Here is a 25,620-nt window from a genome sequence, read left to right as displayed (position 1 = left end):
GGGGGCGCGCGAAGCGCGTAGGGGGGTCCCCTCACCCTCCCACCAGTTCGCCCAGGATGCGGTGGACGTCCTGCATCGTATCGTCGACCGTGTCGCGGATCTCTTCCATCGAGATCGCCTCGCTGCTCGCTCCCTTGCCGGCCGCGTAATTGGTGACCACGCACAGCGCGGCGTAGTCGATCTCCAGTTCGCGGGCGAGCCCGGCCTCGGGCATGCCGGTCATGCCGACCATGTCGCAGCCGTCGCGCTCCATGCGCCGGATCTCGGCCGCGGTCTCCAGCCGCGGCCCCTGCGTGCAGCCGTACACGCCGCCGTCGCGCACCGCGATCCCGCAGCGCGCGGCGGCCGCCAGCAGGTCGCGGCGCATCGCCTCGCCGTAGGGCAGCGTCATGTCGACGTGCACCACCGGCTGGTCGCCGCCTTCGTAGAAGGTGCTCTGGCGGCTGGTGGTGTAGTCGACGATCTGGTCGGGCACCGCCAGCGTGCCCGGCGCCAGGCCTTCGCCGATGCCGCCCACCGACGCCACCGACACGATGCGCCGCGCGCCGGCCTCGTGCAGCGCCCACAGGTTGGCGCGATAGTTGATCCGGTGCGGCGGGAACGCATGGCCGTGGCCATGGCGGGCCAGGAAGATGATCTCCTCGCCGTTGCCGATGCGGCCGTAGGTGAGCGCGCCCGACGGTTCGCCGTACGGCGAACGCACCGCCCGCCGGCGCGTGACGGTCAGGCCCGTGAGCTTGTAGAGACCGGTGCCGCCTATGATTGCCTGCATTGTCCTTCCTTGGCCATGTGGGCCGCGTTATTTGGCCAGCAGCGCGCGCAGCCCGTCTTCGTCGAGCACCGCGATGCCCAGTTCGCGCGCCTTGGCCAGCTTGCTGCCGGCCTCTTCGCCCGCGACCACGTAGTGGGTCTTCTTGGAGACCGAGCCGGTGACCTTGCCGCCGGCCGCGGCGATGAGTTCGGCCGCCTCCTCGCGCGTGAGCGTGGGCAGCGTGCCGGTCAGCACGAAGATCTTGCCGGCGATGGGGCCCGCCATGCGGTCGATCTTGGGCTCGGGCTTCGGCTGCACGCCCTTGCCGAGCAGCGCGGCGATCACCTCGCGGTTGTGCGGTTCGGCGAAGAAGCGATGAATGGACGCCGCCACGATGGGCCCGACGTCGCTGACCTGCAGCAGTTCGTTCTCGCCGGCGTCCATCACGGCTTGCAGCGTGCCGAAATGCCGCGCCAGGTCGCGCGCGGTGGATTCGCCCACGTGGCGGATGCCGAGCGCGAACAGGAAGCGGCCGAGCGGCGGCGTGCGCGCGCCGTCGATGGCGGCCACCAGGTTCTGCGCGGATTTCGGGCCCATGCGCTCCAGCCCGGCCAGTTCCTCGGCCCGCAGCGTGAACACGTCGGCCAGGGTATGGACGCGGCCGCCGTCGACCAGTTGGTCGACCAGCTTCTCGCCCAGGCCTTCGATGTCGAGCGCCTTGCGCTGCACCGCGTGCAGCAGCGCCTGCTTGCGCTGCGCGGCGCAGAACAGTCCGCCGGTACAGCGCGCGATGGATTCGTCTTCCGGCCGCTCGATGGCCGAACCGCAGACCGGACAGTGGGTCGGCATGACGAACAGGCGGGCGCTCGGCGGGCGCTTTTCGAGCACCGGCATCACCACCTCGGGAATCACGTCGCCCGCGCGCCGCACCACGACGGTATCGCCGATGCGCACGTCCTTGCGCGCAACCTCGTCTTCGTTGTGCAGCGTGGCATTGGTAACCGTGACGCCGCCCACGAAAACCGGCTTGAGCCGCGCCACCGGCGTGATGGCGCCGGTGCGCCCGACCTGCACCTCGATGTCGAGCAGTTCGGTGGTGGCCTCTTCGGCCGGGAATTTGTGCGCGATGGCGAAGCGCGGCGCGCGCGACACGAAGCCGAGCCGGCGCTGGGCCGCCAGCGAATCGACCTTGTAGACCACGCCGTCGATGTCGAACGGCAGCGAGGGGCGCAGCGCCTGGATGCGGCGGTAATAGCCCAGCATGCCGTCGGCGCCTTCGACGCGTTCGCGCTCGCGGCCCACCGGCAGCCCGAGTTCGGCCAGCCACTGCATCAGGCCGATGTGAGAATCGAAGGGCGGTGCGTCTTCGGGCGCATCGACGATCTGGCCGTCGCGGCCGGCCACCCTTACCTCGCCCACGCCATAGGCGAAAAAGCGCAGCGGGCGCCGCGCGGTGATGCGCGGGTCGAGCTGGCGCAGGCTGCCGGCGGCGGCGTTGCGCGGGTTGATGAAGACTTTTTCGCCGGCTTCGCGCTGGGCGTCGTTCAGGCGTTCGAAATCGGCGCGCAGCAGCAGCACCTCGCCGCGCACCTCGAGCACGGGCGGCGGCGCGCCGCGCAGCGTGAGCGGCAGCGAGCGCAGCGTGCGGACGTTGGCGGTAACGTCTTCGCCGGTCTGGCCGTCGCCGCGCGTGGCGGCCTGCACGAAGCGGCCGTTCTCGTAGCGCAGGCTCATCGCCAGGCCGTCGAGCTTGAGCTCGCAGGCATAACAGACGGCCTCGCCTTCGGCCAGTTCCAGGCCGTCGCGCACGCGCTTGTCGAAGGCGCGCACGTCTTCCTCTTCGAAGGCGTTGTTCAGCGACAGCATCGGCTGCGCGTGCCGCACCGCGCCGAACGCGGCCAGCGGCGCGCCGCCCACGCGCTGGGTGGGCGAATCGGGCGTGACCAGCAGCGGGTACTGCCGTTCCAGTCCGGACAGCTCGGCGAACAGCTTGTCGTACTCGGCATCCGAAATGACCGGCGCGTCGAGCACGTAATAACGGTAGTTATGCGCGGCCAGTTCCTCGCGCAGCTCGGCGGCGCGCTGGCGCGCTTCGTTCTCGCGGTCGAGGCCGGAGGGCGTGTCGGTCATGGGCCTACCCGAACACCCTCAAAGCGCGGGAGGAGCCGGCCTGCAGGCCGGCCGCTTCCAGGCGGCCGTACAGCTCTTGCAGCTGGCGGTCGATCGCGGCTTCGGCGCCGTCGGCCAGCGGCCGGCCCGAATCGTCCACCAGTTGCGCATCCAGGCGGGCGGCCAGTACCCGGCCGACCTGGGCCATGCCGGCGAAGGCCTGCGGATCGGCCGGCGCGCGCGGCACGTCGAGCAGCAGGCTGAGCTGGGCGATCGCCGCCGGCCCGGGCGAGCCGAGCGACACGCCGTCGCTGCGGCCCAGCGTGAAACGCACGATGCCGTCGCCGCCGGCCCACGGCAGGCGGCCGTCCTGCAGGCTGCCGAAACCGGCCTGGCGCGCTGCATCCAGCACGTCGGCGGCCGACCAGCGGCGGTCGCGCGCGGCCAGCGTCAGGCCTACCTGGGCGTCGAGCGCGGCGCTGGCGGCATCCAGGGCCGAAGCCCGCTCCAGCACGCCCTGGGTGTCGGCAGCCTCTACCGTGCCGTCGAAGCGATCGGCCAGCACCCGCGCGCGCGACAGCGCCTCGGCCCATTCGCCGGCATTCAGCGCGCCGCTGCGGTTGGCCAGCAGCACGGCGACCTGCACCGACGCGTACCGTTCGCCGGACCGGATCAGGCTGCGGTGCAGGCCTTCCACCGTTTCCGCGAACACCCGCAGCGGCTTCTGGCCAGCGTGCCGGATGCCCTGGGTGAAGGCGGCCAGTTCGTCGCCCGCCACCGGCTCGGGAAACACCACGTCGATCACGGTTTCGCAGGCTTCGTCGGGCTCTTCGGGATCGTGGCCGGATACCGTGGCGGCGGCAACGGCCTCGGCCGCGCCGTCGGCAGCGGCGGCCCCATGGCCGATGCCCGGCTCGCGCCGCAGCGGCATCCCGCCGCCGGCGGCCGGCGCGGCCGGATCGGCGCCGTGCAGCAGCGGATCGCGCCCGGTATCGGGAAAGCGGTCCTGGATCTGCTTGCGCGCGCGGCGGTCCTGCCACCAGTTCAGGCCGAGGACGATGACGATCGCCAGGACGCCGAGGGCGATCAGGCCGGTTTGTAGATCAGTCATGGGTGCAATTCCCGGTATGGGGCGCTGGAAAATGGAATGGAGTGGATCGGGGCCGCCGCGCGCAGGCGCGGTGCCATCATGCCGCCTCGACGGCGAGCTGCATCGCCGAATCGATGTCGACCGCGACGATACGCGAAACGCCCTGCTCCTGCATCGTCACCCCCACCAGCTGGTGCGCCATCTCCATCGCGATCTTGTTGTGCGAGATGAACAGGAACTGGGTCTGGTCGCTCATGCGGCGCACCAGATTGGCGTAGCGCTCGGTATTGGCGTCGTCCAGCGGCGCGTCGACCTCGTCGAGCAGGCAGAACGGCGCGGGGTTGAGCCGGAACAGCGCGAACACCAGCGCGGTGGCGGTCAGCGCCTTCTCGCCGCCCGACAGCAGGTGGATGGTGCTGTTGCGCTTGCCCGGCGGCTGCGCCATGACCTGCACGCCGGCGTCGAGGATCTCGTCGCCGGTCATCACCAGCTTGGCCTCGCCGCCGCCGAACAGCGACGGGAACAGCTCGCCGAAGTTGCGGTTGACGGTGTCGAAGGTTTCCTGCAGCAGCTGGCGGGTTTCGCGGTCGATCTTGCGGATCGCGTCTTCCAGCGTGTCGATGGCGGACTGCAGGTCGGCCTGCTGGGCGTCGAGGTAGGTCTTGCGCTCGCGCGCGGCGTTCAGTTCGTCGAGCGCGGCCAGGTTGACGGCGCCCAGCGCGGCGATGTCGCGCGCCAGCCGCTGCAGCTCGGATTGCAGCCAGTTGGGCCGCTGCCATTCCCTGGGCAGCGCGTCGAGCTCGGCGCCGAGCGCGTCGAGGTCGGCCTGGACGCCGGCCAGTTGCTCGGCGAACTGTTCCTGCGCCAGGCGCGCGGCCTGTTCCTTGAGCTGCAGCTCGGTGATGCGGGCGCGGCGCGGCTCCAGCGAACGTTCGATGCCCAGGCGGCCCTCGTCGGCGGTGCGCAGCGCCGCGGCCAGCGTGTCGAGCTCGATGCGCGCGCGCGCCAGCACCTGTTCGCGCTCGGCGCGCAGCTCCAGCGCCGCCTGCAGGCCGGCCTGGGCCGCCGCGTCGTCGAGCACCTGCAATTCCTGCTGCACCCGTTCGGCTTCGGCGGCGGCGCGCTGGCGCTGTTCGCCGGCCAGCTGCAGCGAGCGCCGGAGTTCGTCGATGCGGGCGCGCAGCCCGCGTTCGGCGAAGCCGGCTTCCTGCGCCGCGCGTTCGAGTTCGCGCAGGCGGTCGCGCGCGCGCTGGGCGTCGGCCTCGCGCTGTTCCTGCGCCATCTGCGCTTCCTCGAAGGCGGATTGCTGCTCGCCCAGTTGTTCGTCGAGCGATTCGAAGCGGGCCTCGGCTTCTTCCTTGCGGATGCGGGCCTCTTCTTCCTGCGCGTCGAGCTCGGCCCGTTCGTCGCGGATGCGCGCCGAGCGTTCCTCGGACTGCGCGGCCAGCTGCGACAGCCGCGAATGTTCGAGCTGGATCGCGTGCAGCCGCTGGGTGGTTTCGACCAGGCGCTGGCGGGCGGCCGGCATCGCCTGCGCCTGCTGCTGGTAGGCCGCCTCGGCGCGCGCCGCGGCCGAACGCGCCTCGTCGGCGATCAGCTGCTGCGCCTTGACCTGGCGCTGCAGGTTCTCGATTTCCTGCTGGCGCGCCAGCATGCCGGCCTGTTCGGAATCGGGAGCGTGGAAGCGCACGCTATGGGCGCCCACCATGTGGCCTTCCCTGACCACGAAATACCCGCCCGGCGGCAGCTGGGCGCGCGCGGCCAGGGCCTGGGCGGCATCGGCGGCGGTGTAGACGTCGCGCAGCCAGTCGTTCATCAGCGTGCGCAGCGCCGGATCGGAGATCCGCAGCAGCGAGGCCAGCGGCGTCAGGCCGTTTTCGGCGGCCGGCGCGGGGGCCGGCGTCGGCATCTGGTAGAAGGCCAGCCGGGCCGGCGGGGCGTCGCCGAAGAAGGCGCGCGCCCAGTCGAGGTTGCTGACTTCCAGCGCCGCCATCCGTTCGCGCAGCACGGCTTCCAGCGCCGCTTCCCAGCCCGGCTCCACGTGCAGCTTCTGCCACAGGCGGCCGAGCTGCGACAGCTCGTGCTTTTCCAGCCAGGGGTGCAGCGCGCCCTGCTTCTGCACGTCCTGCTGCAGGCGGACCAGCGCCGACAGCCGCGCCTCGGTCTGCGCCACCGCGGCGGCTTCCTTCTGCGCGGCCTCCTGCGCCTGGCGGCGGGCGGCGTCGGCCTGCGGCAGCTGGCTTTCGAGCGCCGACAGTTCTTCCTGGGCCTGCGCCACGCGCTGTTCGGTGTCGGCCAGGTCGCCCGCGAGCTGTTCCAGCCGCGCGGTATCGGGCCGCTGCAGGCCGCGTTCTTCCTGGTCCAGGCGTTCGCGCCGCTGGGCCAGCGCCTGCAACTGGCGATCGGCGTCGCGCTGGGTCTGGGCGGTCAACGCCAGGTCTTGTTCGACCTGGGCCAGCGCGGCCCGCAGCTGCGCCAGCCCGGCGGCGGCGTCGCGCACGCCGGATTCGGCCGCCGGCAGCTGCGCCTGCGCCTCTTCGGCCACGATGCGCGCCTCTTCGGCGCGCGCCTCGCCGATGGCCAGGTCTTCCTCGGCCCGGGCCAGGTCGTCGCTGCCGGTTTCATGCTGTTCGGCCCACTGCGCGATCTGCTGCTGCAACTGCGCCAGCTGGGCCTGCATGCGGTTGCGCGACTCGACCACGTATTTGATCTCGGCCTCGAGCCGGCTGACCTCGGCATTGGCCTCGTACAGGCCGCCCTGAGCGGCATGCACCGCGTCGCCCGCCTGGTAGTGGGCCTGGCGGGTGCTTTCCAGCCCGGCCTCGAGCTTGCGCAGGTCGGCCGTGGCGGCTTCGAGTTCGGTCTGCGCCTGCTCGATCTGCAAGGCATAGGACTGACGGTCGGCGTCGGCCTCGCGCTTTTTCAGCAGCCACAGGAAGCGCTGCTTCTGTTCGGTTTCGGCCTGCAGGGACTGGTAGCGCTGGGCCACCTCGGCCTGGCCTTCCAGCTTTTCGAGCTGGGTGGACAGTTCGCGCAGGATGTCTTCGACCCGGGTCATGTTCTCGCGGGTGTCGGACAGGCGGTTCTCGGTTTCGCGCCGGCGTTCCTTGTAGCGCGACACGCCGGCCGCCTCTTCCAGGAACACCCGCAGTTCGTCGGGCCGCGCCTCGATGATGCGGGCGATCATGCCCTGGCCGATGATGGCGTAGCCGCGCGCGCCCAGGCCGGTGCCCAGGAAGATGTCGTGGATGTCGCGGCGGCGCACCGTCTGGTTGTTGACGAAGTAGCTGCTGTTGCCGTCGCGCGTGAGCACGCGCTTGACGGCGATCTCGCCGTACTGGCCCCATTGGCCGGAGGCGCGGCCTTCGGAATTGTCGAATACCAGCTCCACCGAAGCGCGGGCGGCCGGCTTGCGGTTGACCGAGCCGTTGAAGATCACGTCCTGCATCGACTCGCCGCGCAGTTCCGAGGCCTTGGATTCGCCCAGCACCCAGCGCACCGCGTCGATGATGTTCGACTTGCCGCAGCCGTTCGGGCCCACCACGCCCACCAGCTGGCTCGGCACCTGGATGGAAGTGGGATCGACGAAGGATTTGAATCCTGCGAGTTTTATCTGGGTGAGTCGCACCGGAAGCAGTATCGGCTAAGAATGATTGGACCGAGCCGCAGCCTGTGGAGCCGGGTCGCGAGGTGCTCCGTATAATACCAAAGGGCTATAGTGAGTGCCTTCGGGGCGCCATCCGGCCGCCCGTTTTTTCCATTTCGTTACGTTCTGTGCCTCCGCCATGCCTTCTCAGCCGTCCAAGACCCTCGATACCTTCGCCAACCCCAGCCCGGGGCGCGATTTCCATATCCACATCGAGGTGCCCGAATTCACCTGCCTGTGCCCGATGACGGGGCAGCCCGATTTCGCCGTGCTGCTGATCGACTACATCCCCGACCAGAAATGCGTGGAGCTCAAGAGCCTGAAGCTGTATTCGTGGAGTTTCCGCAACGAGGGCAAATTCCACGAAGCCGTCACCAACGAGATCCTGGACGACCTGGTGGCCGCGCTGGCGCCGCGCTTCATGCGCATCACGGCCAAATGGTACGTGCGCGGCGGCATTTTCACCAACGTGGTGGCCGAGCATCGGCAGCCGGGTTGGGAACCTCAGCCGGCGGTCCACCTCCAAGCCTTTTCCCAGGGCAGCAACACCCGCGGCTGAAGGCGCCCGGGTAAACCCCCGCAAGCCCCGCAGGCGGCAATGAAATTGTCCCGTCCGTGCGCAGCGCGCGTGCTATAACTCGCGCCACGATGCAGCCGCCGCATCCCGCCGCACCAGCCTCCGGATACCGGCGCCCTGGCCGAACCACTCACCACAATAGGCTCGAGTCGACCCATCCGATGAGACGAGGCTTTTACCTGATCATGGCAGCGCAGTTTTTCTCGTCGCTGGCCGATAATGCCCTGTTCATCGCCGCCGTGGCCCTCATCCAGCAGCTCGACGGACCTGACTGGATGACGCCGATGATCAAATGGTCGTTCGCGCTGTCGTACGTGGTGCTGGCCGCCTTCGTGGGCGCCTTCGCCGACTCCTTCCCCAAGGGAAGGGTCATGTTCTTCACCAATACCATCAAGATCCTGGGCTGCCTGATGATGTTCGTCTACGCCCACCTCGGGCTGGCGCAGCACCACCAGGTCTATGTGGTGTGCCTGGCCTACGCGCTGGTGGGCATCGGCGCCGCGGCCTATTCGCCGGCCAAGTACGGCATCATCACCGAGCTGCTGCCGCCCGAGCAGCTGGTCAAGGGCAACAGCTGGATCGAAGGGCTCACGGTGGTGTCCATCATCCTGGGCGTGGTGCTGGGCGGCGCGCTGATCAGCCCCAAGGTGTCGGGCTGGCTGCTGTCGATCCGCGTGCCGGGCATGTCGTTCGGCGTCGAGACGCCGGCCGAGGCGGCCATCGTGGTGATCGCGCTGGTCTACCTGGTGGCCGCCATTTTCAATCTGCTGATCCCGCTGACCGGCGTGGATTATCCGCGCCAGGAGCGCAATCCGGTGCGCCTGCTCGTCAAGTTCGGCTGCTTCGTCGGCACGCTGTGGCGCGACCGGCTGGGGCAGATCTCGCTGGCGGTGACCACGCTGTTCTGGGGCGCGGGCGCCACGCTGCAACTGATCGTGATCGAATGGGGCCGCGTGCAGCTCGGCCTGCCGCTGAACCGCGCCTCGATCCTGATGGGCGTGGCCTCGATCGGCACCATCATCGGCGCCATGCTGGCCGGCCGCATCCCGCTGCGGCGGGCGCTGGCGGTGCTGCCGGTGGGCGTGCTGATGGGGCTGACGGTGATGCTGATGCCGGTGGTGTACCACCGGGTATTCGTGTACGGGCTGCTGATCCTGATCGGCGCGCTGGGCGGCTTCTTCGTGGTGCCGATGAACGCGCTGCTGCAGCACCGGGGGCACGTGCTGCTGTCGGCCGGGCATTCGATCGCGGTGCAGAACTTCAACGAACAGCTCAACATCCTGCTGATGGTGGCCGTGTATTCGCTGATGCTGGGCCTGCACTGGCCGATCAACACCATCATCATCGTATTCGGCACCGTGGTGGCGCTGCTGATGCTGCTGATCATGGGCTGGAACCGCTACAACCACCGCTACCACCCCGATCTGGACCTGGTGATAGGCAGCCGCGCCCACGGCACCGCGCTGCGCTGCGAGTAGAGGCTCCCCCCTACGCGCTTCGCGCGCCCCCAGGGGGCGATGCGCGCGGACCGGCGGAGCCGGATTCGCCGCATCCTGGATAGGGTGGCGTTCTTGCGGGGGGCAGCGCATCCGCGGTGACGGGGGAAGACGGCGGAGCTTCTTTTAGCCCGCGGCGAGGCTTAGGCTCTCGGCTAGTTGGAGGTCTTGCCAGGCTTTGGATTTTTCGTGCGGGCTGCGCAGCAGGTAGGCGGGGTGGTAGCTGACCACCACGGGTACCTTGCGGCCCTGGACGTCGGTATGGTGCACGCGGCCGCGCAGACTGCCGATGCGGGCGTCGGTGTTGAGCAAAGTCTGCGCCGCGAAGCGCCCCAGCACCAGGATCGCCGCCGGCTGCACCAGTTCGATCTGGCGCATCAGATAAGGGCTGCACTGGGCCACTTCTTCCGGCTGCGGATCGCGGTTGCCCGGCGGCCGGCACTTGATCACGTTGGCGATGAACACGCCGCGCTCGCGCGAGCGGCCCACGGCGGCCAGCATGGCGTCGAGCAGCTTGCCGGAGCGGCCGACGAAGGGCTTGCCCTGCCGGTCTTCCTGCTCGCCCGGCGCCTCGCCCACGATCATCCAGCTCGCCTGGCGCGCGCCGACGCCGAACACGGTTTGCGTGCGGCCCTGGCACAGGCCGCAGCGGGTGCAGTGGGCGACCTCCTCTTGCAGGCGCGCCCATGCTTCATCGTCGGATATGGGCGGCTGGACGGCGGCGGGCGGCGTGTCCTGGCCTACCGCCGGCGAAGCGACAGCGGGCAAAAGCGCCCCGCCGGCGACCGCCGCGCCGGATGCCGCTTCAACGGTACGCGCGGCCGCAGCCGCCGTGGCCGGCGCGCGCCAGATGCGTTCGATGCCCAGCTCGCGCAGCCATGCGCGCCGCATGGGGGTCAGCGCCACGCCGCCCGCGCCGGAAGGATGGCCGCTCATGGCGCACCCCCGACCGGTGCGGCACCGCCGGCGATGCCGTCGAACGTCTTGCGCATCACGATCGCGTCCTCGCGGCCGCGGGCCGCGGGATAGTAGCCGCGGCGGATACCGATGCGCCGGTAGCCGTGGCGTTCGTAGAAGCCGAGGGCGACCAGGTTGGACGGCCGCACTTCCAGCAATACGCTGAGCGCCGACAGCGCGCGCGCCCGGCGCTCCACCCAGTCGAGCAGCGCCCGTCCCAGCCCATGGCCCTGCGCGGCCGGCGCCACGCTGATGTTCAGCAGGTGGACCTCGTCGAGCACCAGCATCATGACGCAGTAGGCCAGCAGGCGGCCGTCGTCGCGCACCACCCAGGCGTCGTAGCCGGCGTCGACGGAGTCGGCGAAGTTGCCCTTGCTCCAGGGGAAGGAGTAGATCTCGGATTCGAGCCGGCCGACGTCGCGCAGGTCGCCCTCGGCCATCGGCCGGCAGCGGCTTTCCCATTGCGCGATGACGGCGGACACGTCGGCGGGCGCGATGGCGTAGCGTGCGCTCATCGTCGGTCCTCCCCGCGAAAGGCGGCGCGCCCGTCGGGCGGCCGGGCATCCAGACGCACGATATTCATGCCCCGCCCTCCTGCGCGATGGCCGCCACGCGCGGATTGCCGCCCGCGCCGGCCAGCCGTTCGGCCGTGGTGAAGGCGACCTTGTCGCGCACGTACAGCGGCGTCGCCTGCTCGGGCGCCACCGCCTCGCCGCGCCGCCAGGCCTGCCGGGCCAGCCGCGCGACGGCGGCGGCCGTGGGGCGAAGCGGCGCATCGGCCGGCTGCCCGCCCAGCGCGGCGAAATGGTCCGGATGAACCAGCGCGGCGTCGCCGCACAGGCGGAAAGCTCCGCCCGGCGCCCATTGCGCGAGCCGCGGCGCCAGCCATTCATCGAGCCCGTCGAGCGGCGCCAGCAGCGGCGCCAGCAGTGTCTCGAAGCTGCCGTCGCCCCGTTCGCGGTACGCCGCCAGATAGACTTCCCGCATCCGCGCATCCATGGCCACCAGCGCCACCTGCCCCGGCGCGAGCGCCAGCTGCGCCGCTACCGCCGCGTGCGACACGACGGGCAGCACCGGCACGCCGAGCGCGAAGCCCAGGCCCTGCGCGACCCCGCAGGCCACCCGCAGCCCCGTGAAGCCGCCCGGCCCCTGGCCGAACGCCACCGCGCCGATGGCCGCGCGCGATAGCCCGGCCTCGGCCAGAACTTCGCCGATCATCGGCAGCAGGCGTTCGGAATGTTCCTGCACGCCTTCGTGCTCGCGCAGATGGATGACGGGACGGCCGTCGGCGGCATCGCGCAGCAGCGCGACGCCACACCAGGCGGAAGACGTTTCGAGGGCGAGAATGGGCAGCGGCATCAGCGACGATTGTAGACGCTCGGCGCCGCCCGGGACGGAGTCAGCGCTTCTTGTTGCGGTAGGATTCGTAGACTTCTTCGCCGGCCGTCCGGATGTCCTGGCGCAATTCCATGCGCTCGGCGTCGGACAGCCGCCGCGGCGTCTGCTGCCTTTCGTCGGCCCTGACCGGGCCGGCCCACGGGGCGCCGCCGCGGTGCACCGCGATCGGGTGAAATATCACCGGCGCATCCTGCTGGCCCGGGCCCACCACCGCCTGCACCAGCGCGGCGGGCACTGAAGACGCGCCGGCTTTCTCGCTGGTTTGTGCTATGACCAGCCCTGCCGATACGACGGCCAGCAGCGCGCCGGCCGTTGCGGCCGCAACGGTCGGGAAACGCCCCTTCGGGCCCGGCGAAAGAATGTTTCTCTTGTCCACGACGTGATGATACGCCCCTCGGGAAGATGCCTTTTTATGCTTGAGTGACCAAAGCCGGATTTCTGTAACAAGCAATGTCCCCAACTGGATTGATCCAAATCTGTCCGTTACATTCGCCGCATGTCACTAGCCAACGCCCCCAAAAAAATCCTGGTCGTCGACGACGACGTGCGGCTGCGCGACCTGCTCCGCCGCTATCTCGCTGAGCAAGGCTTTTCCGTGTGGGTGGCAGAGAATGCCCAGACGATGAACAAGCTTTGGCAGCGCGAGCGGTTCGACCTGCTCGTGCTTGACCTGATGCTGCCCGGCGAAGACGGTCTGTCGATCTGCCGGCGCCTGCGCGGCGCCCGCGACACCACGCCCATCATCATGTTGACGGCCAAGGCCGAAGACGTGGACCGCATCGTCGGCCTGGAGATGGGCGCCGACGACTACCTTCCCAAACCTTTCAACCCCCGCGAGCTGCTGGCGCGGGTCAACGCGGTGCTGCGGCGGCGCGGCCCGGAAGAGCATCCCGGCGCACCCAGCCAGGACAACGAATCGGTCAGCTTCGGCCCTTATGTGCTCAACCTGGCCACCCGCACCCTCACGCGCGACAACGAGCCGGTGGCACTGACCACCGGCGAGTTCTCGGTGCTGAAGGTGTTCGCCCGCCACCCGAAGATCCCGCTGTCGCGCGACAAGCTGATGGAACTGGCGCGCGGCCGCGAGTACGAGGCCTTCGACCGCAGCCTCGACGTGCAGATATCCCGGCTTCGCAAACTGATCGAACCCGATCCGGCCAAGCCTGTCTTCATCCAAACCGTGTGGGGTCTGGGCTACGTATTCGTACCCGACGGCGGAAGCTGATCCACGTAGAGTTCCCATGTCGGTCGCTCTGCGCGTCGCGTCCCGGCTGGGACTGTTCAGCCGTACCTTCCTGCTGCTGACGGTCTTGATGACGGCCAGCCTGGCCGCCTGGCTGCAGGCCTTCCGCAGCATGGAAGTCGAACCGCGGGCCCAGCAGGTGGCCCAGCAAATCGTCACCGTGGTCAACATCACCCGCGCGGCGCTGATCCACTCGGCGCCGCGCGAGCGCCGCTACCTGTTGCTCGACCTGGCCACCAACGAAGGCATCCAGGTCTATCCCCACGAAAGCACCGACGAGACGGTGCCCATTCCCGATCGCGAAGTGCTGCAGCGGGTCGCCGCCGAGGTGGTCGACCGGCTGGGGCCGGAAACCATCGTCGCCTGGGAGGTCAACCACATCCCCGGGCTGTGGGTGAGCTTCTCGATCGACGACGACGATTACTGGATGGTGGTCGAGCGCGACCGCGCCGAGCGCGTGCCGGGCGTCGAATGGCTGGGCTGGGGCGCGGCGGCGCTGCTGCTGTCGCTGCTGGGCGCGGCGGTGATCGTGGGCTTCGTCAACCGGCCGCTGTCGCGGCTGTCGCGCGCCACGCAGGCGCTGTCGCGCGGCGAGACGCCGGCGCCCTTGCCCGAGAGCGGGCCCGAAGAGATCCGGCGGGTCAATACCAACTTCAACCGGATGGTCGAGGAACTCGATCGTGCAGAGGCGGACCGGGCGCTGATGCTGGCCGGCATCTCGCACGACCTGCGCACGCCGCTGGCCCGCCTGCGGCTGGAGATCGAGCTGAGCGGGTTGCCCGAGTCCAGCCGCGAGGCGATCGACGAAGACGTCACGCAGATCGACCGTACGATCGGCCAGTTCATGGAATACGCGCGGCCGTCGTCGTCGCCGGACCGCAACAACAATATCTCGGAACTGGTGCGCGAGCTGATCGAGCGCGAGCGCGCCCACACCGAAACGCTGGGCGGCACGCTCACCGCCCGCATCGCGCCGAACCTGTGGGCCCACGTGGCCGGTCCCGACCTGCAGCGCGCGGTCAGCAACCTGGTGGAAAACGCGCGCCGCTACGGGCATCCGCACGACCAGCCGCCCAACATCACCATCACCGTGCAGGCGCAAGGCCAGGATCTGGTCGTGGAAGTATGCGACCGCGGCCCCGGCATCAAGGCCGAAGACGTGCCGCGCCTGCTGCGGCCCTTCACGCGCGGCTCCGACGCGCGCACCAACGCCGGCGGCGCCGGCCTCGGGCTGGCCATCGTGCGGCGGCTGCTGCAGCGGGCGGGGGGTACCCTCACCCTGCATTCCCGGCCCGGGGGCGGATTGATCGCCCGCATCACACTGCCGGCTGCGCAGAAACCTCCGCTATAGCCGTATCTCATTCGAGATACACTAAGGGCAGCTTATTCCCTGGAGAATCGAACATGGCTGCTCAGACCTCCATGTTGCATGTCCGCGTCGATGAACAACTGAAAGCGCAAGCCACCGAGGTATTGGCCAATGTCGGCCTGACGGTTTCCGATGCCGTGCGGATATTGCTGACGCGTGTCACCAAGGAGGGAGGCCTGCCGGCTGGCCTCACCACCGATCCCCAAGCGCACGACGTGTGGTTCCGTTCCAAGGTTCAGGAAGCCTTGGCCGATACCCGACCCGCAATTCCCCACCGACACGTCATGGACGAAGCCCAGGCCCTGCTCGACAGCAAGCGCCTTGCCCGTTCTTGAGTGGCTGCAAACGGCGCGTTCCGATTTGCTGGCCATCGTCGACTACATCTCCGATGACAATCCCGACGCGGCGCAGCGGTTGAAAGATGACATCGAGGCCCTGGTATCAGCGCTGATTGAGCATCCCAGGTTGTACCGAACCGGACGCGTGCCGGGTACGCGGGAAATGGTGGTCCGTTCAAACTACATCGTTGTATACGTCGAAGATGCGCGCGCCATAACCGTTCTTCGCGTCCTGCACGCAGCCCAGCAATGGCCCTCGACGCCGCCGGGCGCTTGAGATCCGGCTTCAGATCCGTGAACGTCTGGGCGGCCAAAATGTGACTGACTTAAGGGGACGAAGCCCTAGCCGCGCGCTAGCATCGCTACCGCGGTGGCCGCGATGCCTTCCTTGCGGCCGAGGAAGCCGAGGGATTCGTTGGTCTTGGCCTTGATGTTGACGCGGCCGGCCGGCACCTGCAGGTCGGCGGCGACGTGGGCCGCCATGGCGGCCGCGTGGGGGCCGATCTTGGGGGCCTGGGCGTGGACGGTGGCGTCGACGTTGACGACCCGCCAGCCTGCCTCGCGCACGCGGGCGAAGGCGGCGCGCAGCAGGACGCGGCTGTCGGCGCCGGCGTATTCGGCGGCGGTGTCGGGGAAGTGGCGGCCGATGTCGCCCAGGGCGGCGGCGCCGAGGATGGCGTCGGTGATCGCGTGCAGCAGCACGTCGGCGTCGGAATGGCCCAGCAGGCCGTGCGTGTGCGGGATGCGGACGCCGCCGATGATCAGCGGGCGGCCGGGGACCAGGGCGTGGACGTCGAAGCCCTGGCCGATGCGGTAGGGAAAATCGTCTGGCGGTTCGGTGGTGGCGAGCGTCGGGTCAGTCATGGATCAGTTTTTCCATCAAATCGAAATCCTGCGGCCAGGTCACCTTGAAGTTCAGCAGCGAGCCCGGCACCAGGCAGGGGGCCAGCCCGAGGGCCTCGACCGCGCCGGCCTCGTCGGTGACCGCCAGGCCGCGCACGCGCGCGTGCGCCAGCGCCCGGGCCAGTACGCTGGCGCGGAACATCTGCGGCGTCTGCGCCTGCCACAGGCCGTCGCGCGGCACGGTGCGGGCCACGCGCGGCGGGCCCGGCTCGGCAGGGCCGTCGGCCTTGATGGTGTCGGCCACCGGCAGCGCCACCAGGCCCCCCACCTCGTCCCGCAGGCAGGTGTCGATCAGCGCGCCCAACACCGGCAAAGGCAGGCCAGGACGGGCGGCGTCGTGGACCAGGATCCAGTCCTCGGCGGCGGCGCCGCAGCGGGCCAGCGCGTTGGCCACGGTATCGGCGCGGGTGGCGCCGCCGCATTCCAGCCAGGCGACGCGCGGCAGGCCGGCCAGGGCCGCTTCCACCCATGGGTCGCCGGCGCTCACCGCCACCAGCACGCGGTCGATGCGCGGGTCGGCCAGCAAGGCCGATACGGCGCGGCGCAACATGGGGCGGCCGGCGACGTTCCGGTACTGCTTGGGCAGGGGGCGCTCACCGGCCGCGGCCGGCTCGGCAGGCGCCGCGCGCGCGCCGATGCCGGCGGCCGGCACGATGGCGATCAGGCGGGGGGATGAAACGGGCGGGGCGGGCAAAGTCATGGCTTCTATAATACGGAATTGCCGTCACGATCGCCGGCCGCGGGTGTTGCGCCCGCAGCGCCCGCCGTTCCCGAATCGATGTCTTCGTCCCCCGTTTCCGCGCCGCCTTCCACCCGCCCCGCCGCCCCCGCTGCGCCGGCCGCCCAGCCTTCCGCGCTGGCCCGCGCGCTGCTGGCGGCGCTCAGGCCGGGCGAGCGCTACGCCCAGCCCTGTCCGCCCGGCGCCGGCGATGCCTGGCTGCTGGCCGACGTGGCGCGCGCCGCCGGCCGGCCGCTCTTGGTGCTGGCGGCCGACCCGCTCGATGCCCAGCGGCTGGCGGCCGAGATCCCGCTGTTCGCGCCCGGCCTGCGCGTGCACCAGTTCCCCGACTGGGAAACCCTGCCCTACGACGCGTTCTCGCCGCACGAAGACCTGATCTCCGAACGCCTGCGCGCGCTGCACGCGCTGCTGCAGCAAAAGGTGGACGTGCTGACCGTGCCGGTGACCACGGCGCTGTACCGGCTGGCGCCGCCCGCCTTCCTGGCGGCCTATACCTTCTCGTTCAAGCAGGGCGACCGGCTCGACGAGGCCGCGCTGCGCGCCCAGCTCACGCTGGCCAACTACACCCACGTGACCCAGGTCACGGCGCCGGGCGAATTCTGCATCCGCGGCAGCCTGATCGACCTGTTCCCGATGGGCTCGGCCCTGCCCTACCGGCTCGACCTGTTCGACGACACGATCGAGTCGATCCGCAGCTTCGACATCGACACCCAGCGCAGCCTGTACCCGGTCAAGGAAGTGCAGATGCTGCCGGGCCGCGAGTTCCCGATGGACGAGGCCGCGCGCAACGAATTCCGCGCCCGCTTTCGCGAGACCTTCGAAGGCGACCCGTCGCGCGCCATGCCGTACAAGGACATCGGCAACGGCATCGCCTTCCCCGGCGTCGAATACTACCTGCCGCTGTTCTTCGACGACACCGCCACGCTGTTCGACTACCTGGCACCCGGCACGCTGGCCGTCACGCTGGGCGATACCGAAGACGCGATCCGCCGCTTCGCGCAGGACACCGCCAGCCGCTACGGATTCCTGAAGAGCGACCGCGAGCGGCCGGTGCTGCCGCCCGAGCGCATCTTCCTCGACGGCGAGTCGCTGTTCGGCCAGCTGCGCCGCTTCGCCCGGCTGGCGCTGGCGGACGAGCGCAACCATCCCGCCTTCACGCGGCCGCCGGACGTGGCGGTGCAGCGCAAGGCCGACGATCCGGTCGGCCGGCTGCGCGCGCTGGCGCAGCGCCACGCCGGCCGCGTGCTGCTGTGCGCCGAATCGGCGGGCCGGCGCGAAACCATCTCGCAGATGCTGGCCGAGTTCGACCTGCACCCGCAGCAGGTCGATTCGGCGCAAGACTTCCTGGCCGGCGACGCCGCGTTCGCGCTGGGCGTGGCGCCGCTGTCGGCCGGTTTCGGCCTGGCCGAGCCGCCGCTGCTGTTCCTGACCGAGAGCGACCTGTTCGCCGGCCACAGCGCGCCGCGCGGCCGCCGCGGGCAGGAGCGCGCCAGCAACGTCGAATCGATGGTGCGCGACCTGGCCGAGCTGCGGGTGGGCGACCCGGTGGTCCACGCCCAGCACGGCATCGGCCGCTACCACGGCCTGGTCAGCATGGACATCGGCGAAGGCGAGATGGAGTTCCTGCACCTGGAGTACGCCGGCGGCAGCACGCTGTACGTGCCGGTGTCCCAATTGCACGTGATCTCGCGCTACAGCGGCGCCGACCCCGACACCGCGCCATTGCACCAGCTAGGTTCGGGCCAGTGGGAAAAGGCGCGCCGCAAGGCCGCCGGGCAGGCGCGCGACGCAGCCGCCGAACTGCTGAACATCTACGCCCGCCGCGCGCTGCGCGAAGGCTATGCCTTCAAGCTGCCGCTGGCCGACTACGAAACCTTCGCCGAGTCGTTCGGCTTCGAGGAAACCGCCGACCAGGCGGCCGCCATCCAGGCCGTGATCGGCGACATGACCTCGGGCAAGCCGATGGACCGCCTGGTGTGCGGCGACGTCGGCTTCGGCAAGACCGAAGTGGCGCTGCGTGCCGCCTTCCTGGCGGTGGCCAACAGCAAGCAGGTGGCGCTGCTGTGCCCCACCACCCTGCTTGCCGAGCAGCACGCGCAGAACTTCAGCGACCGCTTCGCCGACTGGCCGGTCAAGGTGGTGGAACTGTCGCGCTTCAAGTCGGCCAAGGAGGTCAACGCGTCGATCGAGCAGATCAACGCGGGCCAGGTCGACATCGTGATCGGCACCCACAAGCTGCTGTCCGACAAGGTCAGGTTCAAGAACCTCGGCCTGGTCATCATCGACGAAGAGCACCGCTTCGGCGTGCGCCAGAAGGAAGCGCTGAAGGCGTTGCGCGCCGAGGTGGACGTGCTGACGCTGACGGCCACGCCGATCCCGCGCACGCTGGGCATGTCGCTGGAAGGCATCCGCGACTTTTCCGTGATCGCCACCGCGCCGCAGAAGCGGCTGGCGATCAAGACCTTCGTGCGGCGCGAAGACAACGGCACGATACGCGAGGCGCTGCTGCGCGAGTTGAAGCGCGGCGGCCAGGTCTACTTCCTGCACAACGAGGTCGAGACCATCCACAACCGCCGCGCCAAACTGGAGGAACTGATCCCCGAGGCGCGCATCGCGGTGGCGCACGGCCAGATGCCCGAGCGCGAGCTGGAACAGGTGATGAAGAACTTCTACCAGCAGAAGTTCAACGTCCTGCTGTGCACCACCATCATCGAAACCGGCATCGACGTGCCCAGCGCCAACACCATCGTCATCCACCGCGCCGACCGCTTCGGCCTGGCCCAGCTGCACCAGCTGCGCGGCCGGGTCGGTCGTTCGCACCACCAGGCCTACGCCTACCTGCTGACGCCGGGCGAAGACGCCATCACGTCCAACGCCAAGAAGCGGCTGGAGGCCATCCAGGCGATGGAGGAACTGGGCGCCGGCTTCTACCTGGCCATGCACGACCTGGAGATCCGCGGCGTGGGCGAGGTGCTGGGCGAGTCGCAGTCGGGCAACATCCAGGAAGTGGGCTTCCAGATGTATGCCGACATGCTGAACGAAGCCGTCAAGGCGCTGCGCAACGGCCGCGAGCCCGACCTGAACGCGCCGCTGTCGGCCACCACCGAGATCAATCTGCACGTGCCCGCGCTGCTGCCGCAGGACTACTGCGGCGACGTGCATGCGCGGCTGGCGATCTACAAGCGCCTGGCCAACTGCGAAGACGCCGGCGACCTCGACGCGGTGCAGGAAGAATTGATCGACCGTTTCGGCAAGCTGCCCGACGCGGCGCGCGCGCTGATCGAGATCCATCGCCTGCGGCTGGCCGCGCGGCCGGTGGGCGTGGCCAAGATCGATGCCAGCGAATCGGCCGCCGTGCTGCAATTCGTGCCCAATCCGCCGATCGATCCGCTGCGCATCATCGCGCTGGTGCAGAAGAACCGCGGCATGCGCCTGTCCGGGCAGGACAAGCTGCGCATGGACATCAAGGCCCCCGACCTGAAAGCCCGGGTCGACGCGGTGCGCGGCGTGCTGCGCGCGCTGGTCTGACCCGCCTCCCCTACGACCCATCCCTATCCGCCATGACCCACCTCGTCGTCCAAGCCCCCGAACTCGCCGATGCCGCCCTCGGGCACCTGGTGCAACTCGCCGACGCGCGGCGCGACGTGGAAGTCGCGCCGCACGCCTACCGCCTGACCGAGGTCAAGGACGACCCGGACACGCGCGCGGCGGTGCAGGCCTATTGCGAGGAAAACGGCATCGACTGGGCCTTCGTGCCGCCGGGCATGCGCCTGGCCGACTGGAAGGTGCTGGCGATGGACATGGACTCGACCCTGATCAACATCGAGTGCATCGACGAGATCGCCGCCTTCGCCGGCCTGCGGCTGCAGGTGTCGGCCATCACCGAGGCGGCGATGCGGGGCGAGATCAAAGACTTCGCCGAAAGCCTGCGGCGCCGCGTGGCGCTGCTCAAGGGCGTGCCGCAGGAGGCGCTGCAGCAGGTCTACATCGAACGGCTGCGATTGAACCCCGGCGCCGAACGCCTAATCCTGACCGCGCACCGCTTCGGCCTGAAGACCCTGCTGGTGTCGGGCGGTTTCACCTGGTTCACCCGCCGCATCCTGCAGCGCCTGCAGCTGAACGAGGCCCACGCCAACGAACTGGCGATCGAAGACGGGCGGCTGACCGGCGAGGTGCTGGGCCCCATCGTCGACGCCGACGGCAAGGCCATGCACCTGGCGCAGTTCGCCCGGCGCCACGGCGTGCCCGCCTCGCGCGCGATCGCCATCGGCGACGGCGCCAACGACTTGAAAATGCTGGGCCTGGCCGGCATCGGCGTGGCCTACCGCGCCAAGCCGATCGTGCGCCAGCAGACCACTTACGCGTTGAACGTGTGCGGGCTGGACGGCATCCTCAACTGGTTCGAAGACACCGCCGGTTGACCGCAAGCCATCGATGGACATCTACGTTTTCGTCTACGGCACGCTGCGCGAGGGCGAGATCAACGACGCCCGCCTGCTGGCGGCGCGCCTGGGCCTGCCCGCGCCCGAACCGATGGGCCGCGCGCGCGTGCGGGGCCGGCTGTACGACTTCGGCGACTGGCCCGGGCTGGTCGAGGCGGCCGACGGCCCGGCGGTGCTCGGCGAGGTCTACCGGATCGGGCCGGCGCTGCTGGCGGCGATGGACGAAGTCGAGGAATACGTACCCGGGCAAGACACTCTTTTCGTGCGGCGCCGCGTCGAACTCGACCTGGGGGGCCGCCCGCTGTCGTGCTTTTTCTACCCCATCGATCCGCGCCAGACCGGCGCGGCGGTGCCGATCGACCACGACGACTGGATAGCGTACCGCCGCGCGCGCCAAGGTGCGGCAACCGGCGGCGCGGTCGGTTAGACTGCGCCCCAGGACTCACCCGAAGGACGAAGCATGCCGGATTCCACTGGACGGCAGCGTGGCCCGATGGCCGGCCGCCCGCTGCGCCAACGATTGCAGGCCGCCACTTCATCGCGCCGCCTGCGGCGCTGGGTCATCGGCCTCGTCGCCGCCATCGCCCTGTTCGGGCTGCTCGGCTTCTTCGCCGCGCCTGCGCTGCTGAAGAACACCGCCCAGAGCCGGCTGGCGGAACTGCTCGGGCGCCCGGTCACGATCGGGAAGGTGGCGCTGAATCCGTACACGCTGCGGCTGGATGTGCGCGACATCCACGTCGGCGAGCCTGCCGGCAGCGATTCCTTCGTCGACGTCGGGCAACTGGTGGTCGACGCCTCGTGGCGCTCGCTGCTGCGCCTGCGGCCGGTGGTGGACGAGGTCTATCTCGATGCGCCGAAGCTGCGCGTGGTGCGCACGGCGCCGCAGCGCTTCAATTTCTCCGACCTGATCGAGAAATTCGCGCCGGCCGACGACGATCAGCCCAGCGGCCCGCCGCCCCGCTTCGCGGTTTCCAACATCCACGTGGACAATGGCAGCGTCGAGTTCGACGACCAGGTGCTGGGGGAGCGCCATACCATCGAACAATGGCAATTGGGGGTGCCGTTCATCGCCAACCTGCCCTCCTCCACGCCGATTTTCGTCGAGCCGATGCTGCGCGCCACGGTGGATGGCAGCCCGCTGGCGATCGATGGCAAGGTGCTGCCCTTCGCGCAATCGCGCGAATCGGAAATCGCGTTCAAGCTCGATGGGCTGGAACTGCCGCGGCTGCTGTCCTACGTGCCGGCCAGGATGCCGGTGTCGATCCCGTCCGGCAAGCTGTCGGCCGACGTCGGCATTCATTTCGCGGTGCAGGAAGACGGTCAGCCGACGCTGCGGGTCAGCGGCACGGCCGACCTGCGCGAGCTGTCGGTGGTCGACGGCACGGCCCGGCCGCTGCTCGATGCCGACGGCATCCACGTGGCGGCGCAGTCGATCGAACCGCTGCGCGGGGTGTACCGGCTGGACGAACTGCGGATCGACCGCCCGCGGGCGAACGTGGTGCGTGATCGCAGCGGGGCGTTGAACGTGGCGCTGGGGGGATCGGGGCAAAAGGATGCCGGCGGACAGGCGGCCTCGAACACCCCGCAGCCGGCCCCGGCGCCGGATCAAGGCGCCGCGTCCCCGGGCATGGCCAACCCCGCGCCGCCGCCTGCCTCTGCTCCTGCCCCTGCGGCGGGCGGCATCGATCTGAGCATCAACAAGCTGGCGCTCAACGACGGCTCGGTCCGCCTGCGCGACGAGGCGTCGGGGGCCGATCTCACGCTGGGACGGATTGCCGTCACGCTGGAAAGTCTTTCCACGCAGGCCGGCGCGCCGGCCTCCTATACCTTGCAGGCGGCGTTGGACAAGGGCGGCGAGTTGAGCGGCAGCGGCCACGTCGGCATCGCCGCGCGCAGCTTCGACGGCGACCTCGGCATCCAGAAACTGGCGCTGCCGGCGCTGCAGCCCTTCGTCGAACCCGTATTGGCGGCCCGCATCGCGCAAGGCACGCTGGACGTCAAGGCAACGGTGCAGGTCCAGGCCGGCGGCGATACGCCGGCCGTGCGGCTCGGTCCGGCGCAGATCGGACTGGATGGGCTGCAGGTGATGCCCGCCGGCGCAGCCTCGTCCACGACGCGGGCGCGCGGGCGCGCACGCGCGCGCAGCCAGCCGCAGGCGCTGGTTGCGCTGGCCGGCGGCACGGTGAACATCGACCGCGTCGACCTGTCGGCACGCCAGGCCGAGTTGTCGGCCGTATCGCTGCGGGGCCTGGCGCTCGACGTCGAACGCGAGCGCGACGGCAGCATCAACCTGGCGAAGCTGGCGCAGCCGTCGGCCGCCAAGCCGGCAGCCGCCTCCACGCCGACGCACGCCTCCGCCAAAGCCGCTGCGGCCCCCGCCAGGCGCGCCGCCGGTCCTGCTTCCCGCTCGAACACGAAGCAGGCCGCGTCCGCCGACGCGCCGTGGCATTACCGGATCGGCACCGTGGCCCTGGAAAAGTCCACGATCCGCTTCACCGACCGCAGCCTGCCCCAGCCGGTCGCGCTGACGCTCGACGCGCTGCAGCTGAAAGTGCGCAACGTGAGCGAAGACCTGCGCAAGCCGCTGGAGGTGGAACTGGCCACCGGCTATCAGCGCGGCGGCCGGTTGTCGGCCAAGGGCAGCGTCGTGCCGTCGCCGCTGAAGCTGGCGCTGTCCATCGACGGCCTCGGCCTGGACGTGGCCGCCCTCAGCCCCTATTTCGCCGACAAGCTCAACGCCGCCACGCTCGCCAGCGCGCGCGTCGATGCCCGCGGCCGGCTGGCGCTGAGCCGGGCTGGCGCCCTGCAGGCCAATTACCAGGGCAGCGTGGGCCTGAACAATCTGCGGCTGCAGGACAAGATCACCGCCGACCGCTTCGCCGGCCTGCGCGCCTTCACCGTGACCGGCATCAAGGCCAGCCACGGCCCGGCCGGTACCGACGTCTCGGCCGAGCGCGTCGCGCTGGACGATTTCTACGCCCGCATCCTGCTCGATGCGAACGGGCGGCTGAACCTCAGCCATTTCAGCGGCGATGGCGAAGCTGGCGCGGCATCGCCGGCGGGCGGCGGCGCGGCGCAGGACAGGCCGGCCGACGCGACGCCACCTGCTCCGGCGGGATCGGCCGGCGCGGCCGGGTCCTCGCCGCCGCTGAAACTTCGCATCGGCAGCATTGCGCTGAGCAACGGCAAGGTCGACTACACCGACAATTTCATCCGCCCCAACTTCAGCGCCGACCTGATCGACATCAAAGGCACCATCGGCGGCTTCGGCACCGAGTCCACCGAACCCGCCAAGGTCGACGTGCAGGCCATGCTCAACGGCAACGGCCCGGTCGCGATCCAGGGCACGGTCAACCCGCTGGCCAAGCCGGCCTCGCTCGACATGACCGCCACCACGCGCGGCGTCGAACTGACCCGCTTCACCGCGTATTCGGCCAAGTACGCCGGCTACCCGATCGTCAAGGGCAAGCTCAACGTCGACCTGCACTACAAGCTCGACAACGAGCAGCTGACCGCGAACAACCACCTGTTCATCGACCAGCTCACTTTCGGCGACAGAGTGGAGAACGACACGGCCACCAAGCTGCCCGTCCAGTTCGCGATCGGACTGCTGAAGAATTCGCGCGGCGAGATCGATGTCGACATCCCGGTGTCGGGCTCGCTGTCCGACCCGCAGTTCAGCGTGGGCGGCCTGATCTGGCGCGCCGTGCTGAACCTGCTCACGCGCGCCATCACCGCGCCGTTCAGCCTGCTGGCCAACGCGGTCGGCGGCGTCGGCGGCAACGCCGACCAGCTCGGCTACGTGGAATTCGCGCCCGGCGCCGACACGATTTCGCAGGCCCAGCAGGCCAAGCTCGAAACGCTGGCCAAGGCCCTGACCGACCGGCCGGCGCTGAAGCTGGACGTGGTCGGCCGGGTCGACCCGAAGCTGGACCTGCCCGCCCTCAAGCAGGCGGCGGTGGAACGCCAGATCCGCCAGCAGAAGATCCGCGACCTGGGCCGGCGCGCCGCCAACGGCGACCAGCCCGTCGTCGTGGCCCCCGAAGAGCGCGAAAAGTACCTGGCCCGCGCCTACGCCGCCGCCGATTTCGACAAGCCGCGCAACTTCATCGGCATGGCCAAATCGCTGCCCGCGGCCGAGATGGAGGCCGCGCTGCTGGCGCACGCGCAGGCCGGCGAACCCGAGCTCGCCGCGCTGGCGCAGCGCCGCGGCACCGCCGTGCAGCGCTGGTTCGAAGGCAAGGTGGACGCCGGCCGCATCTACGCGGTCGCGCCGCGGCTGGACGCCGACGGCATCAAGGATGGCGGCGCCACCACGCGGGTCGAGTTCGTATTGAAATAATGCCCCCCGTACGCGCTTCGCGCGTCCCCCGAGGGGGCGATGCGCGCGGACCGGCGGAGCCGGATCCGCCGCATCCCGGATAGGGGACGCGCCGGCTCAGCTTTAGGACCACTCGCGCGTCGTGCGGCCATGCCGTGCGCCGTTTGCCAAAAGTCGCATTTCTCACGAAATGACCATGGCATGGCCGCGTATAGTCGAAAGGCGTTTCCCTCTGTCCGCG

At 69.9% G+C, this 25,620-nt stretch carries 20 protein-coding genes; 10 read left to right on the top strand and 10 right to left on the bottom strand.

Annotated features, from left to right (window positions below; translation table 11 throughout):
- Positions 1–31 precede the first annotated feature (31 nt).
- The 4 genes from ABD927_RS17465 to smc form a co-directional block, all read right to left on the bottom strand.
- Positions 32–772 (bottom strand): S-methyl-5'-thioinosine phosphorylase, encoded by a 741-nt coding sequence (locus ABD927_RS17465; RefSeq protein ID WP_345251123.1) that lies wholly within the window; start codon positions 770–772, stop codon positions 32–34.
- 27 nt (positions 773–799) lie between these two features.
- Positions 800–2,881, bottom strand: a complete 2,082-nt coding sequence (gene ligA, locus ABD927_RS17460; protein WP_345251122.1) for an NAD-dependent DNA ligase LigA — start codon at positions 2,879–2,881, stop codon at positions 800–802.
- Positions 2,882–2,885: 4 nt separating this feature from the next.
- On the bottom strand, positions 2,886–3,971 hold the full coding sequence (locus ABD927_RS17455; protein ID WP_345251121.1) for a cell division protein ZipA C-terminal FtsZ-binding domain-containing protein: 1,086 nt from the start codon (positions 3,969–3,971) through the stop codon (positions 2,886–2,888).
- A 76-nt stretch (positions 3,972–4,047) separates the two neighbouring features.
- Positions 4,048–7,578 carry a chromosome segregation protein SMC gene (smc, locus tag ABD927_RS17450; protein WP_345251120.1) on the bottom strand — a complete coding sequence of 1,177 codons (3,531 nt, stop codon included), beginning with the start codon at positions 7,576–7,578 and terminating at the stop codon, positions 4,048–4,050.
- Positions 7,579–7,735: 157 nt separating this feature from the next.
- On the opposite strand from smc, the gene queF reads away from it, so the two are divergent.
- Together queF and lplT are read left to right on the top strand one after the other, a co-directional pair.
- Positions 7,736–8,155, top strand: a complete 420-nt coding sequence (gene queF / locus ABD927_RS17445; RefSeq protein ID WP_345251119.1) for a preQ(1) synthase — start codon at positions 7,736–7,738, stop codon at positions 8,153–8,155.
- 179 nt (positions 8,156–8,334) lie between these two features.
- Complete coding sequence (gene lplT / locus ABD927_RS17440; RefSeq protein WP_345251118.1) at positions 8,335–9,651, top strand: lysophospholipid transporter LplT; 1,317 nt, start codon at positions 8,335–8,337, stop codon at positions 9,649–9,651.
- A gap of 144 nt (positions 9,652–9,795) precedes the next feature.
- Here lplT and ABD927_RS17435 read toward each other — a convergent pair whose 3' ends face one another.
- From ABD927_RS17435 to ABD927_RS17420, 4 genes are all read right to left on the bottom strand, one after another.
- Positions 9,796–10,605, bottom strand: a complete 810-nt coding sequence (locus tag ABD927_RS17435; protein WP_345251117.1) for a uracil-DNA glycosylase — start codon at positions 10,603–10,605, stop codon at positions 9,796–9,798.
- Positions 10,602–11,141 (bottom strand): ribosomal protein S18-alanine N-acetyltransferase, encoded by a 540-nt coding sequence (gene rimI, locus ABD927_RS17430; RefSeq protein ID WP_345251116.1) that lies wholly within the window; start codon positions 11,139–11,141, stop codon positions 10,602–10,604. The genes ABD927_RS17435 and rimI overlap by 4 nt, the downstream gene beginning before the upstream one ends.
- Before the next feature lie 64 nt (positions 11,142–11,205).
- Complete coding sequence (gene tsaB, locus ABD927_RS17425; RefSeq protein WP_345251115.1) at positions 11,206–11,985, bottom strand: tRNA (adenosine(37)-N6)-threonylcarbamoyltransferase complex dimerization subunit type 1 TsaB; 780 nt, start codon at positions 11,983–11,985, stop codon at positions 11,206–11,208.
- A gap of 40 nt (positions 11,986–12,025) precedes the next feature.
- The gene (locus ABD927_RS17420) at positions 12,026–12,400 is read right to left on the bottom strand and encodes a hypothetical protein (protein ID WP_345251114.1); all 375 of its coding nucleotides are present in this window, start codon (positions 12,398–12,400) and stop codon (positions 12,026–12,028) included.
- Between the two features lie 120 nt (positions 12,401–12,520).
- Here ABD927_RS17420 and ompR point away from each other — a divergent pair, with 120 nt between their 5' ends.
- Genes ompR through ABD927_RS17400 form a run of 4 tightly spaced genes read left to right on the top strand, consistent with a single transcriptional unit; the run spans position 12,521 to position 15,251 of the window.
- Positions 12,521–13,249: an osmolarity response regulator transcription factor OmpR gene (ompR, locus tag ABD927_RS17415; protein WP_345251113.1), complete on the top strand. Its 729-nt coding sequence runs from the start codon at positions 12,521–12,523 to the stop codon at positions 13,247–13,249.
- A 16-nt stretch (positions 13,250–13,265) separates the two neighbouring features.
- Positions 13,266–14,618: a sensor histidine kinase gene (locus ABD927_RS17410; protein WP_345251112.1), complete on the top strand. Its 1,353-nt coding sequence runs from the start codon at positions 13,266–13,268 to the stop codon at positions 14,616–14,618.
- A gap of 53 nt (positions 14,619–14,671) precedes the next feature.
- Positions 14,672–14,971 carry a type II toxin-antitoxin system RelB/DinJ family antitoxin gene (locus tag ABD927_RS17405; protein ID WP_345251111.1) on the top strand — a complete coding sequence of 100 codons (300 nt, stop codon included), beginning with the start codon at positions 14,672–14,674 and terminating at the stop codon, positions 14,969–14,971.
- Positions 14,958–15,251, top strand: coding sequence for a type II toxin-antitoxin system RelE/ParE family toxin (locus tag ABD927_RS17400; protein WP_345251110.1), 294 nt, complete (start codon positions 14,958–14,960; stop codon positions 15,249–15,251). The genes ABD927_RS17405 and ABD927_RS17400 overlap by 14 nt, the downstream gene beginning before the upstream one ends.
- A 65-nt stretch (positions 15,252–15,316) precedes the next feature.
- Here the strand turns inward: ABD927_RS17400 and ispF are convergent, their stop codons facing one another.
- Positions 15,317–15,838 (bottom strand): 2-C-methyl-D-erythritol 2,4-cyclodiphosphate synthase, encoded by a 522-nt coding sequence (ispF, locus tag ABD927_RS17395; RefSeq protein ID WP_345251109.1) that lies wholly within the window; start codon positions 15,836–15,838, stop codon positions 15,317–15,319.
- Positions 15,831–16,577 carry a 2-C-methyl-D-erythritol 4-phosphate cytidylyltransferase gene (gene ispD, locus ABD927_RS17390; RefSeq protein WP_345251108.1) on the bottom strand — a complete coding sequence of 249 codons (747 nt, stop codon included), beginning with the start codon at positions 16,575–16,577 and terminating at the stop codon, positions 15,831–15,833. The genes ispF and ispD overlap by 8 nt, the downstream gene beginning before the upstream one ends.
- Before the next feature lie 78 nt (positions 16,578–16,655).
- Between ispD and mfd the strand changes: the two genes are divergently transcribed.
- The 4 genes from mfd to ABD927_RS17370 are packed head-to-tail and all read left to right on the top strand — an operon-like array spanning position 16,656 to position 25,400.
- Positions 16,656–20,144: a transcription-repair coupling factor gene (gene mfd, locus ABD927_RS17385; RefSeq protein ID WP_345251107.1), complete on the top strand. Its 3,489-nt coding sequence runs from the start codon at positions 16,656–16,658 to the stop codon at positions 20,142–20,144.
- Between the two features lie 32 nt (positions 20,145–20,176).
- Positions 20,177–21,037, top strand: a complete 861-nt coding sequence (gene serB, locus ABD927_RS17380; RefSeq protein WP_345251106.1) for a phosphoserine phosphatase SerB — start codon at positions 20,177–20,179, stop codon at positions 21,035–21,037.
- A gap of 13 nt (positions 21,038–21,050) precedes the next feature.
- Positions 21,051–21,485: a gamma-glutamylcyclotransferase family protein gene (locus tag ABD927_RS17375; RefSeq protein ID WP_345251105.1), complete on the top strand. Its 435-nt coding sequence runs from the start codon at positions 21,051–21,053 to the stop codon at positions 21,483–21,485.
- Positions 21,486–21,518: 33 nt separating this feature from the next.
- Entirely contained in the window at positions 21,519–25,400 is a 3,882-nt protein-coding gene (locus tag ABD927_RS17370; protein ID WP_345251104.1) for a DUF748 domain-containing protein, read from the top strand.
- The last annotated feature ends 220 nt before the right edge of the window (positions 25,401–25,620 follow it).

The sequence above is a fragment of the Pigmentiphaga soli genome (assembly GCF_039541095.1).
In the GTDB taxonomy this organism is placed as follows: Bacteria; Pseudomonadota; Gammaproteobacteria; order Burkholderiales; family Burkholderiaceae_B; genus Pigmentiphaga; species Pigmentiphaga soli.
This window is presented reverse-complemented; position numbering and strand designations above follow the sequence as displayed.

Bases quoted from the DNA above. Each gene is read 5' to 3' on its own strand.
- ABD927_RS17370 (WP_345251104.1), top strand. From the start codon at position 21,519: ATGCCGGATTCCACTGGACGGCAGCGTGGCCCGATGGCCGGCCGCCCG.
- ABD927_RS17455 (WP_345251121.1), bottom strand. From the start codon at position 3,971: ATGACTGATCTACAAACCGGCCTGATCGCCCTCGGCGTCCTGGCGATC.
- ispD (WP_345251108.1), bottom strand. From the start codon at position 16,577: ATGACTTTGCCCGCCCCGCCCGTTTCATCCCCCCGCCTGATCGCCATC.
- tsaB (WP_345251115.1), bottom strand. From the start codon at position 11,985: ATGCCGCTGCCCATTCTCGCCCTCGAAACGTCTTCCGCCTGGTGTGGC.
- rimI (WP_345251116.1), bottom strand. From the start codon at position 11,141: ATGAGCGCACGCTACGCCATCGCGCCCGCCGACGTGTCCGCCGTCATC.
- ABD927_RS17405 (WP_345251111.1), top strand. From the start codon at position 14,672: ATGGCTGCTCAGACCTCCATGTTGCATGTCCGCGTCGATGAACAACTG.
- lplT (WP_345251118.1), top strand. From the start codon at position 8,335: ATGAGACGAGGCTTTTACCTGATCATGGCAGCGCAGTTTTTCTCGTCG.
- queF (WP_345251119.1), top strand. From the start codon at position 7,736: ATGCCTTCTCAGCCGTCCAAGACCCTCGATACCTTCGCCAACCCCAGC.
- ompR (WP_345251113.1), top strand. From the start codon at position 12,521: ATGTCACTAGCCAACGCCCCCAAAAAAATCCTGGTCGTCGACGACGAC.
- ABD927_RS17375 (WP_345251105.1), top strand. From the start codon at position 21,051: ATGGACATCTACGTTTTCGTCTACGGCACGCTGCGCGAGGGCGAGATC.
- serB (WP_345251106.1), top strand. From the start codon at position 20,177: ATGACCCACCTCGTCGTCCAAGCCCCCGAACTCGCCGATGCCGCCCTC.
- ispF (WP_345251109.1), bottom strand. From the start codon at position 15,838: ATGACTGACCCGACGCTCGCCACCACCGAACCGCCAGACGATTTTCCC.
- ABD927_RS17435 (WP_345251117.1), bottom strand. From the start codon at position 10,605: ATGAGCGGCCATCCTTCCGGCGCGGGCGGCGTGGCGCTGACCCCCATG.
- mfd (WP_345251107.1), top strand. From the start codon at position 16,656: ATGTCTTCGTCCCCCGTTTCCGCGCCGCCTTCCACCCGCCCCGCCGCC.
- ABD927_RS17465 (WP_345251123.1), bottom strand. From the start codon at position 772: ATGCAGGCAATCATAGGCGGCACCGGTCTCTACAAGCTCACGGGCCTG.
- ABD927_RS17410 (WP_345251112.1), top strand. From the start codon at position 13,266: ATGTCGGTCGCTCTGCGCGTCGCGTCCCGGCTGGGACTGTTCAGCCGT.
- ligA (WP_345251122.1), bottom strand. From the start codon at position 2,881: ATGACCGACACGCCCTCCGGCCTCGACCGCGAGAACGAAGCGCGCCAG.